At 45.5% G+C, this 13107-nt stretch carries 12 protein-coding genes; 8 read left to right on the top strand and 4 right to left on the bottom strand.

Annotated elements, in window-relative coordinates; all coding sequences use genetic code 11:
* Positions 1–57: 57 nt before the first annotated feature.
* The 6 genes from dnaE to OCT63_RS02285 all read left to right on the top strand — a co-directional run bounded on the left by dnaE (position 58) and on the right by OCT63_RS02285 (position 7744).
* Positions 58–3537: a DNA polymerase III subunit alpha gene (gene dnaE, locus OCT63_RS02260; protein WP_269983099.1), complete on the top strand. Its 3480-nt coding sequence runs from the start codon at positions 58–60 to the stop codon at positions 3535–3537.
* A gap of 45 nt (positions 3538–3582) precedes the next feature.
* On the top strand, positions 3583–4542 hold the full coding sequence (accA, locus tag OCT63_RS02265; protein WP_060468321.1) for an acetyl-CoA carboxylase carboxyl transferase subunit alpha: 960 nt from the start codon (positions 3583–3585) through the stop codon (positions 4540–4542).
* Between the two features lie 124 nt (positions 4543–4666).
* Positions 4667–6001 (top strand): tRNA lysidine(34) synthetase TilS, encoded by a 1335-nt coding sequence (tilS, locus tag OCT63_RS02270; protein WP_269983100.1) that lies wholly within the window; start codon positions 4667–4669, stop codon positions 5999–6001.
* A gap of 58 nt (positions 6002–6059) precedes the next feature.
* Positions 6060–6371: a c-type cytochrome gene (locus OCT63_RS02275; RefSeq protein ID WP_060468320.1), complete on the top strand. Its 312-nt coding sequence runs from the start codon at positions 6060–6062 to the stop codon at positions 6369–6371.
* Positions 6372–6501: 130 nt separating this feature from the next.
* On the top strand, positions 6502–6840 hold the full coding sequence (gene glnB, locus OCT63_RS02280) for a nitrogen regulatory protein P-II (protein WP_004738609.1): 339 nt from the start codon (positions 6502–6504) through the stop codon (positions 6838–6840).
* Positions 6841–6901: 61 nt separating this feature from the next.
* Positions 6902–7744, top strand: a complete 843-nt coding sequence (locus OCT63_RS02285) for an endonuclease/exonuclease/phosphatase family protein (RefSeq protein WP_269983101.1) — start codon at positions 6902–6904, stop codon at positions 7742–7744.
* A gap of 52 nt (positions 7745–7796) precedes the next feature.
* On the opposite strand, the gene OCT63_RS02290 is transcribed toward OCT63_RS02285, so the two are convergent.
* The 3 genes from OCT63_RS02290 to gloB all read right to left on the bottom strand — a co-directional run bounded on the left by OCT63_RS02290 (position 7797) and on the right by gloB (position 10880).
* Positions 7797–8483, bottom strand: coding sequence for a YIP1 family protein (locus OCT63_RS02290; protein ID WP_060468318.1), 687 nt, complete (start codon positions 8481–8483; stop codon positions 7797–7799).
* The gene (locus OCT63_RS02295) at positions 8480–10051 is read right to left on the bottom strand and encodes a LysM peptidoglycan-binding domain-containing protein (protein WP_269983102.1); all 1572 of its coding nucleotides are present in this window, start codon (positions 10049–10051) and stop codon (positions 8480–8482) included. The genes OCT63_RS02290 and OCT63_RS02295 overlap by 4 nt, the downstream gene beginning before the upstream one ends.
* Positions 10052–10121: 70 nt before the next feature.
* Positions 10122–10880 (bottom strand): hydroxyacylglutathione hydrolase, encoded by a 759-nt coding sequence (gloB, locus tag OCT63_RS02300; RefSeq protein WP_060468316.1) that lies wholly within the window; start codon positions 10878–10880, stop codon positions 10122–10124.
* 53 nt (positions 10881–10933) lie between these two features.
* Here gloB and OCT63_RS02305 point away from each other — a divergent pair, with 53 nt between their 5' ends.
* A complete protein-coding gene (locus OCT63_RS02305; protein ID WP_161687275.1) occupies positions 10934–11716 on the top strand; it encodes a class I SAM-dependent methyltransferase in 783 nt (260 codons plus the stop codon).
* A gap of 72 nt (positions 11717–11788) precedes the next feature.
* Here OCT63_RS02305 and rnhA read toward each other — a convergent pair whose 3' ends face one another.
* Complete coding sequence (gene rnhA, locus OCT63_RS02310) at positions 11789–12253, bottom strand: ribonuclease HI (protein ID WP_010436543.1); 465 nt, start codon at positions 12251–12253, stop codon at positions 11789–11791.
* A 56-nt stretch (positions 12254–12309) separates the two neighbouring features.
* On the opposite strand from rnhA, the gene dnaQ reads away from it, so the two are divergent.
* Positions 12310–13098, top strand: coding sequence for a DNA polymerase III subunit epsilon (dnaQ, locus tag OCT63_RS02315; protein ID WP_269983103.1), 789 nt, complete (start codon positions 12310–12312; stop codon positions 13096–13098).
* Positions 13099–13107 lie beyond the last annotated feature (9 nt).

Genomic DNA, 13107 nt, shown 5'->3' on the forward strand with positions numbered 1-13107 from the left:
AAAATAGAATACACACAGTTGTAACCCTAGGCTAAAACCTAGAATTCAGGAAAAATAATGTCAGATCCAAAATTTGTTCACCTACGCGTACACAGTGACTTTTCGATGGTGGATGGCCTATCTAAGGTACCGCCATTGGTCAAAAAAGTCGCTGAAATGGGTATGCCTGCTCTAGCACTTACCGACTTTACCAACCTTTGTGGTTTGGTTAAGTTCTACGGTACTGCCCATGGGTGCGGGGTTAAGCCAATTATTGGTGCTGACTTCTTGATGCAGTCTCCAGATTTCGGTGATGAGTTGACGAAACTCACCGTCATTGCAACCGATAATAAAGGCTATAACAACCTAACGCTGCTGATATCAAAAGCCTACCTTCGTGGTCATATACAGCATCAGCCTGTTATTGATAAAGAGTGGTTAATTGAGCATGCCGAAGGCCTGATCATCCTATCAGGCGCAAAAGAAGGCGAGATTGGTAAGGCACTACTGAAAGGTAATCGTGAACTGGTTTCAAGCAATGTCGAGTTTTACAAAACGTACTTCCCAGACCGCTTTTACCTGGAACTGATTCGTACCGGACGTCCAGACGAAGAGTCTTACTTGCACTTTGCGTTAGAACTTGCTGAACAAGCAGACTTGCCTGTTGTAGCGACCAACGAAGTTGTGTTCTTAACTGAAGACTTGTTTGATGCTCATGAAATTCGAGTTGCGATTCATGATGGCTACACCATGGTCGATCCTCGTCGTCCTAAAAACTACAGCGCGCAACAGTATCTTCGTAGCGAAGAGGAGATGTGTGAACTTTTCTCTGATATCCCTGAAGCGCTTGAGAACAGTGTTGAGATTGCTAAGCGCTGTAACGTAACCGTTCGCCTAGGTGAATACTTCCTACCTAACTTCCCAACGGAAGGTTTGGCGATTGAAGACTTCCTGATCAAGAAATCTGAAGAAGGCCTTGAGCGACGTTTAGCCTTCCTATTCCCAGATGAAAAGGTTCGAGCCGAGCGTCGTCCTGAGTACGATGAACGACTCAAAATCGAGCTCGAAGTTGTCAACAACATGGGTTTCCCTGGCTACTTCTTGATCGTAATGGAATTCATCCAGTGGTCAAAAGATAACGATGTGCCGGTAGGTCCGGGTCGTGGTTCTGGTGCCGGTTCTCTAGTGGCTTACGCCTTGGATATCACCGATCTCGATCCACTTGAATACGACTTGCTGTTCGAACGTTTCTTGAACCCAGAACGTGTCTCGATGCCCGATTTCGATATCGACTTCTGTATGGATAAGCGTGACCAAGTTATTGATCACGTTGCTGAAATGTACGGTCGTGATGCGGTTTCTCAGATCATCACCTTTGGTACCATGGCGGCGAAAGCGGTAATCCGTGACGTCGGCCGTGTGCTTGGTCATCCGTTTGGTTTTGTGGACCGAATTTCTAAGCTTGTTCCGCCAGACCCGGGCATGACGCTAGAAAAAGCCTTCCTTGCTGAGCCTGCATTGCCAGAGCTTTACGATGGTGATGAAGAGGTTCGCGAACTGATTGATAAGTGTCGTATCCTTGAAGGCTGTACGCGAAATGCCGGTAAACACGCGGGGGGGGTTGTTATTTCACCAACCACGATTACCGACTTTGCGCCCATTTATGCTGATGCGGAAGGTCACTTCCCTGTAACGCAGTTCGACAAGAATGACGTTGAAACGGCTGGCTTGGTTAAGTTCGACTTCTTGGGCTTACGGACACTGACCATCATTGATTGGGCGTTAGGCCTAGTCAACCCTCGCTTGAAGAGAGAAGGCAAAGAGCCGGTTCGTATTGAGTCGATACCTCTTGATGATAAAGCGTCGTTTAACCTATTACAAAATTCTGAAACTACCGCGGTATTCCAACTGGAATCGCGTGGTATGAAAGACCTGATCAAACGTCTACAGCCCGACTGTTTTGAAGATATCATCGCATTGGTAGCTCTGTTCCGTCCGGGTCCTTTGCAATCGGGCATGGTAGATAACTTTATTGACCGTAAACACGGGCGAGAAGCGGTATCGTACCCTGATGAAACGTGGCAACATGACTCACTCAAAGAGACGCTAGAACCAACGTACGGCATCATCCTGTACCAAGAGCAGGTTATGCAAATCGCACAGATCCTCGCAGGCTATACGCTTGGCGGAGCGGACATGTTGCGTCGTGCAATGGGTAAGAAAAAGCCAGAAGAGATGGCAAAGCAGCGTAGTATTTTCAAAGAAGGTGCGGAAGCTAACGGCATTGATGGCGAACTGGCCATGAAAATCTTCGACTTGGTAGAGAAGTTTGCAGGTTACGGATTTAACAAATCTCACTCAGCGGCATACGCACTGGTTTCCTATCAAACGCTATGGCTGAAAACACATTACCCTGCTGAGTTTATGGCGGCGGTAATGACGGCGGATATGGATAACACCGAGAAGGTTATTGGCCTTGTTGATGAGTGTTTCCGTATGAAGCTCAAACTACTGCCGCCTGATATCAACTCTGGCCTATATCGCTTTAATGTGGATGAAGATGGCGCGATTGTTTATGGCATTGGCGCGATTAAAGGGGTAGGTGAAGGCCCTATTGAAGCGATCATAGAAGCGCGCAATAAGGGCGGTTACTTTAAAGACTTGTTCGACTTCTGCGCGCGTCTTGATCTGAAAAAGGTCAACAAACGTGTTATCGAAAAGTTGATTCTATCCGGTGCGTTAGATAGATTAGGCCCTCACCGTGCGGCAATGATGGCATCTTTGAAAGATGCAGTTAAAGCGGCGAGCCAGCATCACCACGCCGAGTCTTTTGGTCAATCTGATATGTTTGGTGTGTTGACTGATGCTCCAGAAGAGGTTGAACATAAGTATACCCAAGTACCGAAATGGCCAGAAAAAGTTTGGCTTGAAGGTGAACGTGAAACGCTTGGTTTGTATTTAACGGGTCACCCCGTTAATGCTTATATCAAAGAGTTAGCGAAATACACCAGCTGTCGTTTGAAGGATGCCACGCCAACGCGTCGTGACCAGTCATTAACGATTGCTGGTTTGGTGATTGCGGCGAGAGTAATGACCACAAAACGTGGTACACGAATTGGTTTGATGACACTTGATGACCGATCGGGCCGAATGGAAGTGATGTTATTCTCTGATGCACTCGATCGCTATGCTGAATTGCTCGAAAAAGACAAAATTGTGGTCGTTTCTGGACAGGTCAGCTTTGATGACTTCAACGGTGGGCTTAAAATGTCCGCGCGCGAGGTCATGGACTTAGGAAGCGCCCGTGAAAAATATGCTCGAGGGGTCTCGATATCTATCGACCAATCCCAGATTAATGATCAATTTTTTGAACGCTTTGGTCAAATCTTAGAACCTTATAGAGCCGGAACGGTCCCAGTCAATGTATACTACCAACGTGCCGACGCTAGAGCGCGGTTAACATTGGGCACAGAATGGCGTGTGACGCCAAGTGATACATTGCTAGACGAATTAAAACAGCTGCTTGGAAATAGCCAAGTAGAACTCGAATTTAACTAAAATTTAGCTTCGTGCATATGAAGCTGAATCAACAAGGATTCATAGATGAGCCTGAACTTTCTAGAATTTGAAAAGCCTATCGCTGAACTTGAAGCAAAAATCGAAGCGCTACGTGACGTTTCACGTCACGGTGGTGACGCAGCGGTAGATCTAGACAAAGAAATCGAACAACTAGAGAAAAAAAGCTTAGAGCTTAAACAGAAAATCTTTAGTGACTTAGGTGCATGGCAGGTAGCTCAACTTGCTCGTCACCCTCAACGTCCTTATACAAAAGATTACCTGGAGCATGCATTCACAGAGTTTGAAGAGATGGCGGGCGATCGCGCTTACGCTGACGACAAAGCAATTGTGGGTGGTATGGCTCGTCTAAATGGCCGTCCTGTTATGGTTATTGGTCACCAGAAAGGTCGCGAGACGAAAGAAAAAGTGCTCCGTAACTTTGGTATGCCAAAGCCAGAAGGTTACCGTAAGGCGCTACGCCTAATGGAAACGGCTGAACGTTTCAATATGCCAATTATTACTTTTATCGACACAGCGGGCGCATACCCAGGTGTTGGGGCAGAAGAGCGTGGCCAATCTGAAGCTATCGCGAAAAACCTAAAGGTTATGTCTGGTCTTTCAGTTCCTGTTATCTGTAACGTTGTGGGTGAGGGCGGTTCTGGTGGCGCACTAGCGATTGGTGTTGGTGACTACGTGAACATGCTTCAGTACTCTACGTACTCAGTAATCTCTCCAGAAGGTTGTGCTTCAATCCTATGGCGCGATTCAGATAAAGCACCACAAGCCGCTGAAGCGATGGGCCTGATTGCGCCTCGTCTTAAAGAGCTTGAGCTTATTGATGAAATCATTCCTGAGCCTTTAGGTGGCGCGCACCGCGACCCAGTACAAACCGCTCAGAACATGAAAGACATGTTAGTTAAGCAGCTAGAAGAACTAGAGCAGCTTGATAACGAAACGCTGCTTGAGCGTCGTTACCAGCGTCTAATGAGCTACGGCTACTGCTGATAAGTTGCCTTAGCGATAAGGCTGGCTATGCGAACAAGTGATGAAAGGGTTGGACTCAGTGCCACCCCTTTTTTATTATTATGACATTATCTCTTCACACACGATCTCCTGGTTTATTAGCCTCATGACACACTTAATTGATACCTTCACATCGGTACTTCATCAAAGCGCACTCAAACCTCGTCGGTTGATCGTCGCTTTCAGCGGTGGTGTCGATTCTAGAGTGTTATTGGAATTAGCCTCTCAATACGCAAAACCTCATGACATTGAGTGCTGTGCGGTACATGTACATCATGGTCTGAGTAAGAACGCTGATCTCTGGGCTAAACAATGCCAAACATGGTGTGATGCTTTGTCTATTCCATTGGCTATAGAACGAGTGTTGCTGGATCTCAACAGTGGAGAAAGCGTTGAGAAGCTGGCTAGAGATGCGCGATACCAAGCCTTTAAAAAGCATCTTCGACAGGGGGACTTACTTGTTACTGGTCAGCACATTGACGACCAAGTGGAGACGTTCTTGTTAGCGTTAAAGCGTGGCAGTGGTCCAAAAGGACTCTCTTCTATGGCTAAAGTCATGCCGTTTTGTGATGCTCATATTGTTCGCCCACTGCTATCGGTAACCCGAACCGAGATTGAAGTAGCTGCTCACGACATGGGCTTAACTTGGGTCGAAGATGAGAGTAATCAGGACGTGCGTTTTGATCGAAACTTTATTCGTCATCAAGTGACGCCAGTTCTTACCGAGCGTTGGCCAAGCTTTCGTGAGTCGGTCAGTCGCAGTGCCCAACTCTGTGCAGAGCAAGAGTTATTGCTCGATGAGTTGCTTGAATCACACTTCCAGCAAGCTTTAGGAGATAGCCAGAGCTTAAGCATTGAGGCGTTATCTCAGCACTCCGATCTATTACGCGCACGCTTGTTAAGGATGTGGTTAAGCCATTGCAATCAATCGATGCCCAGTAAAAAACAGCTTAAGCTTATCTGGGATGAAGTGGCATGTGCTCAAGCGGACGCCAATCCTAAGCTAGTACTGAACGATGTCGAAGTGAGACGCTTTAATCATCACCTGTACATAGTGAAGGAGACTAAAGACTTGTCGTGTTGGCACACTGATGTTGTGCTTGGTGATAACTTGGAGTTGCCCGATAGTTTAGGAAAGCTACAGTTAATGTTGTCATCGAATGATGCAGTATCGAATGGTCGTAATTCGCAAAACTTCAGCTTGAAGGATACAAGTGGAGTACTACGAATTACCTTTAACCCGGAAGGATTATCGGCTCATCCAATTGGGCGTGGACACAGTAGAAAGCTCAAAAAACTCTTTCAGGAATACCAAGTGCCCAGCTGGTTACGGCGCAGAACGCCAATATTAATGGATGGTGATCGAGTGATCGCTGTTTTAGGCTTATTCGTAGATAAAGATTACCAAGGTCAAGATTGTGAAGCACTTTGGAGCAAGTAGAAAAAGTTTGTGTCACAATTCGACGTCACTTTAATAAAAATAATTAATGGAATATGCAATGAAGAAAATTACACTAGGATTAGTTCTTGGATTTGGACTATTGAGTGGTAACGCCCTGGCGGGGGATGTTGCTGCGGGTCAGGCTAAAGCAGCAATCTGTGCGGCATGTCATGGCGCAGATGGTATCGCAGTGATCCCAGGTTATCCCAACCTGAAAGGACAAAACGAGCAGTACCTTGTTTCATCGATTAATGCGTACAAAACAAAGCAGCGTAACGGTGGCTTGGCTGCTGTTATGCAGGCTCAAGCATCAATGCTGAGTGATGAAGATATCGCGAATCTAGCGGCTTACTACGCAAGTCTTAAGTAAAGTGTTCTAAAAGCGCTGATCAAACAAGATGATAAATTTCGAGCCAGAGCTTTAAAGCTCTGGCTTTTTTCATTGAATGTTTACTATAGCTAACCGATAATGAGTCATTCATACAGTTTAAGGGATGAACATGAAAAAGATTGAAGCCATTATCAAGCCATTCAAACTTGATGATGTACGTGAAGCACTTGCAGAAGTGGGTATTACGGGCATGACAGTATCTGAAGTGAAAGGCTTTGGACGCCAGAAGGGCCATACTGAGTTATACCGTGGCGCCGAGTACATGGTCGACTTTTTACCTAAAGTGAAGTTAGAAATTGTTGTGACCGACGAAGTGGCTGACCAATGTGTTGATACCATTATCGAAACGGCGCAAACGGGTAAAATTGGCGACGGTAAGATCTTCATTACTGACGTTGAACGTGTGGTACGTATTCGTACTGGCGAGGAAGACGAAGACGCCGTATAAAAAAGCGATTACCCTAAAAGGAGCGTTTATCGCTCCTTTTTCATTTTAGGTAGGGTGTTGTATGTTTAAGAAAATCACCATTGTTATCACATTATTGGTGACATTTGCTGTTGCTAGTTTTCATTTTATCTTCGTGATCCCGAGTCAGCCTAGCCTGATCACTTCCTCTCAAAGTATCAGCAGTGATATCTATAGCTGCTACCAAAATTCAACACCGAAAGCGATTGATGTGTCTGATGGATTGAGCATCACTGTGTGGAACATCTACAAGCAGAACCGCAGTAATTGGCAGAGCGAATTGAACAAACTTTCGGCAGGAAGTGATTTAGTGTTACTGCAAGAAGCACGTGTGACTAATGACTTTCGATTGTGGGTTACAAGTAGCCAGTGGGGCAGTATTCGCGTTAACGCTTTTGAAGCATTTAAGCAAAGTTCGGGTGTACTCAATTTAGCGACTCACTTACCAATCGAGGCTTGTGCCTATACTCATGAAGAGCCTTGGCTTCAACTGCCAAAATCAGCACTATGGTCTCGTTACCTACTGAGTAATGGGGAAGAATTGGCAGTTATCAATATCCATGCCGTGAACTTTACGTTTGGCACCGTAGACTACGCATCGCAACTCAATAGTTTAACTGACAAACTGCAGCAGTATCGCGGGCCCGTGCTTTTTGCGGGCGATTTTAACAGTTGGAGTAAATCTCGCTTTATGGTGTTGAAGGATGCGCTGGAGAAGGTCGGTCTGACTGAGGTGGCTTTTGACCCCGACAACCGCACGCAGTTTATGACAGGGTTGGTACTCGATCACGTGTTCTATCGAGGGTTAGAGGTAGAAAAAGCAAAAGCACCCTTTACGAACGCTTCTGATCATAATCCAATGTTAGTCACTTTTAAGACCAAATAGCCGCGAGCTCTTGCTAACTTGGTTATTTACGAAATTAGATTGAATGGGTTATCTACGACACTAGAATGTAGATAGCCCAGATTAGGTAATAGCCAACCCATGGCAAGCCTGAAATCACTAGTGCTTGCCCACGTTCAAATTCAGTCCAAGTTAGTACGGCTGCATAACCTAGCACAATGTACCATGGAAGCAGCAGTGGTAATGAGCTAGCAAACTGAGACCAGTCATTGGTCAGCGGTAACTTGATCAAGCCGTTTAAGCTGTTCAAGTCAGCCGCGTAGTTCATCACCTGACCGTGCTTTAGGATTAGGCTTGCGTAGCTCGCTACGTCACCTAAAACCGCAGGGAATATCACTACCGATGCTGCCGCAAACCATCGCCAAAAGCTATGCTGATGTTGGCTTGGTTTGGTTGCTAGGTTAAACCAGAACGCCAACAAAACGATGGTTAACGTTCGGCCAAACACGTCGCTGATGATCTCACTTGCAAGCAGGGTGTTGCTGTCAAGTAACGCCAATTGGTCAGGGTTAGTTTGAGCGAGTTGCTGTGACAACTCTGCGCTTAACCATGCAAAATCTACATTCGAAAAATAGGCACCCCAAAATAAAAAGGGGCTGAGTATTAATACGACGTAGGGTTGCCATCCCCAAGCACTTCGCTGATAAAGCGCTAAGAAACAAGCTGTTGGTGCTCGGAATATATCCAGCAGCATCACGAGTGGGTTACTTGACGGGTTCATACACTTACCTTAGTTACATCAACATACAGCTTCAGTTTTTGTCCTGGCTGTAGGTATTTTTTGTTCTGTAAAGTGTTCCATTTTACAACATCTGCACTTTTTACTTTGAACTTTGATGCAATACCGCTGACTGTGTCACCAGATCTTACTTTATAGAAGATAGTGCGAATAATTGAGCCGTCTGAGCCATTTTTCCAGATGACCAATTCTTGACCAACTCTAAGCGTATCGCGTGGCCCCATGCCATTCCACTTAGCCAGTGATTGGTGTGATACCTTATTCGCACGTGCAATTGTCCATAAGTTGTCACCACTTTTTACTGTATGGTTGAGCTTATATTGGCCCCGACTCTTCGACTGTGTGCTTGCTAGGCGATTTGACGCGCTTAGTGCGTAGGTCTTGTCGTCTTTGGTTGATGTTGGGATAAGCAGGTGCTGACCAATACGAATATTGTTGTTGCTTAAACCGTTTGCAGAGCGGATCACTTTGCTGGTGGTGTTATATTTGCTTGCCAGTACGCTGATGCTGTCACCAGACTGAACCTTGTAGCGCACCAACTTCATACCCTTACCTTTGTTGGCTGCCACTTCTTTATTGAATTTATCAACGGTACTTAAAGGAAGTAAAAGCTGTTGGTGTTTCTCCGGTGCTGTGGCCCATTGGTTGTAAGCCGGGTTGTAACCTTGCAGTTCTTTTACCGGAATGCCTGCGTAATTAGCCGCAATAGCTAAATCAAGTTGTTCATCTGGGTTAACTAGAGTCAATACTGGCTTGTTAGGGATTGCTGGAATGTCGATGCCATACTTTTCTTGGTTAGCAATGACATCAGCCAAGGCAAGCAGTTTAGGTACATAGCTACTGGTCTCTTTTGGTAGATCCAAAGAGAAAAAGTCGATTGGCTTACCCAGCTTCTTGTTCTTACGGATTGCACTGTTCACACGACCACCGCCACTGTTATAGGCAGCAATGGCATGGTTCCAATCGCCATCGAAACGTCTGTTGAGATCTGATAGGAAATTCAATGCAGCATCGGTAGAAGCGGCGACATCACGACGGCCGTCGTACCAGAAGTTCTGTTCTAGCCCGTAGTCTTTGCCTGTGCCAGAAATGAATTGCCATAGACCTGCAGCGCTACCATGTGAGTAGGCAAATGCATCGAAAGAACTCTCTACAACGGGTAATAGTGCTAATTCTAGTGGTAAGCCTTTTTCTTCAATCTTAGTCGTGATCAGATAAAGAAAAGGTTCAGCACGTTGTGAGACGGTTTTGAGGTGGCTAGGGTGCTTTAGATACCAAGTTCGGTAGTAATTGACCTTCTTTTGGTCGGGGACTTCCATTTCAAGTTGCATCGCAATACGTTTCCAAACATCTTCTTGTGTTTGTGGAGTAACAGCGGGTGCTTCAACTTTTGGTTCTTCTTTGGTCGCTTCTGATGAAACGTTCGTTTGCGAAACTTCTTTAGTCTGTGATGTGTTGGTTTGCTCGGGAGCTTGGTCTGGATTCTCTGACTGAGTTAATTGGCAACCAGAAAGTAGTAATACCAAAGCCCAGCTGTACTTAACTCGCATGTTACAGCCTTTTTAATAAACGGCTGCTGATAATACTTGCCACTCCCTATAAGTGACAAGTCTGTATTTGTTAAAATTCGTTCTTCCATGTACGTAAAGCGGTAAAAACTGATAAAGCATCAGTCTGTTCGGTGCGATTAGACACTGATTTCACGACACTTGGCTCGGTATAGCGCAAGAAAGGGTTAACTAATTTCTCTTGGCGTAAATTTGTGGGGATGGTCGGTTTATTTTGTGCTCTCAGTCGGTTAACTTGATCTCGATATTGCTGAAGGTGTTGGTTATCAGGCTCAACCGCAAGCGCGAATGCGATATTGGCCGCTGTGTACTCATGTGCACAGTAAACCTCTGTTTCTTGAGGAAGAGCGGTTACTTTATTGAGTGCATCAAACATTTGCTGTGGTGTGCCTTCCATGATTCGGCCACAGCCTGCTGAAAACAACACATCGCCACAAAATAGCTTGGCGTCACCTACATACCCTATGTGGCCAGCAGTATGCCCACTGAGTCCAAGCACAAGGAAAATTTCATCAAACAGCTCTAACTGGTCACCGTCATCAACAGGGTGGGTCAATGTCGGAATCGGTTCATTTCTTGGGCCAACGACATCCACACCGGGAAATTGTCTTACCAGTTCTGGAACGCCACCAATGTGATCGTGGTGGTGGTGTGTAATCAAGATTGCATCTAAAGTTAGCTCATGGTGTGCTAAGTACTCTAATACTGGAGTTGCATCACCAGGGTCGACGACAGCACAACGGCGATCGCTATTTTCAATCAGCCAGATGTAATTGTCATTAAATGCAGGTATGCTTTTGATATATAACATTATAGGTTCTCCAGTCACTTTTAGTGAGACAGAATAAGTGAGACAGATTATTGATGAAGCCAGCGCGTAGCAGAAAAAAGTTTGAGCGTCCCTACACTTGGGCACAGTTGCACAATGGAGACTGGTCGAGAGAATCAATTCAAACTCGACTGGATGAGTGGTGTCCTAAGTTATTTGGTTACCACATGCTCAAACTTGGAGGCCTCAGCAGTGAGATTTCTAGCTGCACATGCAACATTCAACATCAAGTAAACCTAGATATCCAGAACCCATTACATAATGTGATAGCGGATGGCTATAATTTGCCCTTTTTAGAGAAAAGCTTCGATGTTGTGGTGTTTAGTCATCAATTAGATTATAGCAATGACCCACATAGATTATTGAGAGAAGTTGACCGAGTGATGATGGATGATGGCTATATCATCATCACAGGTTTTAACCCGTTCAGCCTAATAGGCCTTGCTAGTTTGATGCCTTGGCGTAAGAAAAGCTTGCCTTGGAGTGGCCGTATGTACACACCAAGTAGAGTAAAAGACTGGCTAGGCGTACTTAACTATGAAGTGATTCATTGTGATACTTACGCGCTGTTTCCTATGAGTAAATATCGAGCAATATGGACGTGGCTGGAGAACGGTTTGGGTGGTTGTGCATCATTTGCGGGAAGCCAATATTTTATTGTCGCTCGTAAGCGTACTTATCCACTCAAACCGATTAAGCCACATTGGCACCTCAAGCGACGTTTCTCTCCTGTAGGAGCAAGCTTCAGAACACACAGTCGCCGTACGTTGAGTTCAGCTAAGGCTTCATACCCGATAAAAACAGAAAAAGCCGATTAGCAGTCGGCTTCTCATTTTAAATATGGCTATGAAGCTTGTGTCTAACTCAAGTGTACTAACTAAAGCAGGCTGTTAGCTTGGCTGATACCCCGTATCTTCTTGAGTTGGATTTTCAGCTGCGGTCCGCGCTAAATCATCACACATTTCGTTTTCTCTGTGTCCCGCATGTCCTTTTACCCAGCGCCAATCAACGGTGTGACGAGCCGTTTCTTTGTCAAGCCTTTGCCAAAGATCGGCGTTTTTAACTGGTTTCTTATCGGCAGTTTTCCAATCTCGTTTTTTCCAGTTATGAATCCACTGTGTAATGCCTTGACGCACGTACTGGCTGTCTGTCGTTAAAATCACAGAGCAAGGCTCCTTGAGGGTTTGTAGAGCCACGACAGCGGCGAGCATTTCCATCCGGTTATTGGTTGTTAGGGTAAAACCTTCCGCTAGTGTCTTTTCGACTTTTTTGTAACGAAGTACGATGCCGTAGCCGCCAGGACCGGGGTTGCCTAAACAAGAACCATCAGTGAAAATTTCAACTTGTTTCGTCATGATTTGATACTATTACCTCAAGCACATTATCGGCATAGTCTGACACAGTTATCCTTATGAATACCAGTAGCACCCCAGAACAAAGCGTTGACGCAGAAACGAACGCCATGACAGAAAATGACGCGAACGCACAAAATAAGCGAATTATTGTACTCGATACCGAAACAACCGGTATGAATACAGAAGGTGGCCCTCACTACTTAGGGCATCGTATTGTCGAAATCGGTGCGGTAGAAATCATCAACCGTAAGCCGACAGGACGTCACTTCCACGTCTATATCAAGCCAGATCGTGCGATTCAAGAAGAAGCGATTGGCGTTCATGGTATTACCGATGAATTTTTGGTTGATAAGCCAGAATACCAAGACATACATGAAGAATTTCTCGACTTTATCAAAGGCGCCGAGCTGGTGGCTCATAACGCGCCCTTCGATACAGGCTTTATGGATTATGAGTTTGAGAAGCTCAACCCTGCGATAGGTAAAACGGCTGATTACTGTAAAGTTATCGATACCTTGGCGATGGCGAAAAAGATATTTCCGGGTAAAAGAAACAACCTAGATATCTTATGTGACCGTTACGGTATTGATAACTCGCACCGTACCCTCCATGGCGCATTACTCGATGCGGAGATCCTAGCCGACGTCTACTTATTGATGACGGGTGGCCAAACGTCGCTGCAATTTAACGCAGGCCAACAAGAAGGCGAAGCGGAAAGTATACGAAGAGTAGAAAGTGGTCGAAAATCCCTAAAGGTTTTACGAGCTACGGCCGATGAAGTAGAAGCGCATCAGAATCGTTTAGACCTCGTCGAGAAAAGCGGAAGCTGCCTTTGGCGTCAATAGGGAGAAAGT

Origin of the sequence: Vibrio sp. RW, assembly GCF_027587105.1 — a bacterium.
Taxonomy (GTDB): domain Bacteria; phylum Pseudomonadota; class Gammaproteobacteria; order Enterobacterales; family Vibrionaceae; genus Vibrio; species Vibrio toranzoniae.

Excerpts from the sequence above, each read along its gene's own strand:
- dnaE (WP_269983099.1), top strand. The coding sequence starts at position 58 with ATGTCAGATCCAAAATTTGTTCACCTACGCGTACACAGTGACTTTTCG.
- accA (WP_060468321.1), top strand. The coding sequence starts at position 3,583 with ATGAGCCTGAACTTTCTAGAATTTGAAAAGCCTATCGCTGAACTTGAA.
- tilS (WP_269983100.1), top strand. The coding sequence starts at position 4,667 with ATGACACACTTAATTGATACCTTCACATCGGTACTTCATCAAAGCGCA.
- OCT63_RS02275 (WP_060468320.1), top strand. The coding sequence starts at position 6,060 with ATGAAGAAAATTACACTAGGATTAGTTCTTGGATTTGGACTATTGAGT.
- glnB (WP_004738609.1), top strand. The coding sequence starts at position 6,502 with ATGAAAAAGATTGAAGCCATTATCAAGCCATTCAAACTTGATGATGTA.
- OCT63_RS02285 (WP_269983101.1), top strand. The coding sequence starts at position 6,902 with ATGTTTAAGAAAATCACCATTGTTATCACATTATTGGTGACATTTGCT.
- OCT63_RS02290 (WP_060468318.1), bottom strand. The coding sequence starts at position 8,483 with ATGAACCCGTCAAGTAACCCACTCGTGATGCTGCTGGATATATTCCGA.
- OCT63_RS02295 (WP_269983102.1), bottom strand. The coding sequence starts at position 10,051 with ATGCGAGTTAAGTACAGCTGGGCTTTGGTATTACTACTTTCTGGTTGC.
- gloB (WP_060468316.1), bottom strand. The coding sequence starts at position 10,880 with ATGTTATATATCAAAAGCATACCTGCATTTAATGACAATTACATCTGG.
- OCT63_RS02305 (WP_161687275.1), top strand. The coding sequence starts at position 10,934 with ATGAAGCCAGCGCGTAGCAGAAAAAAGTTTGAGCGTCCCTACACTTGG.
- rnhA (WP_010436543.1), bottom strand. The coding sequence starts at position 12,253 with ATGACGAAACAAGTTGAAATTTTCACTGATGGTTCTTGTTTAGGCAAC.
- dnaQ (WP_269983103.1), top strand. The coding sequence starts at position 12,310 with ATGAATACCAGTAGCACCCCAGAACAAAGCGTTGACGCAGAAACGAAC.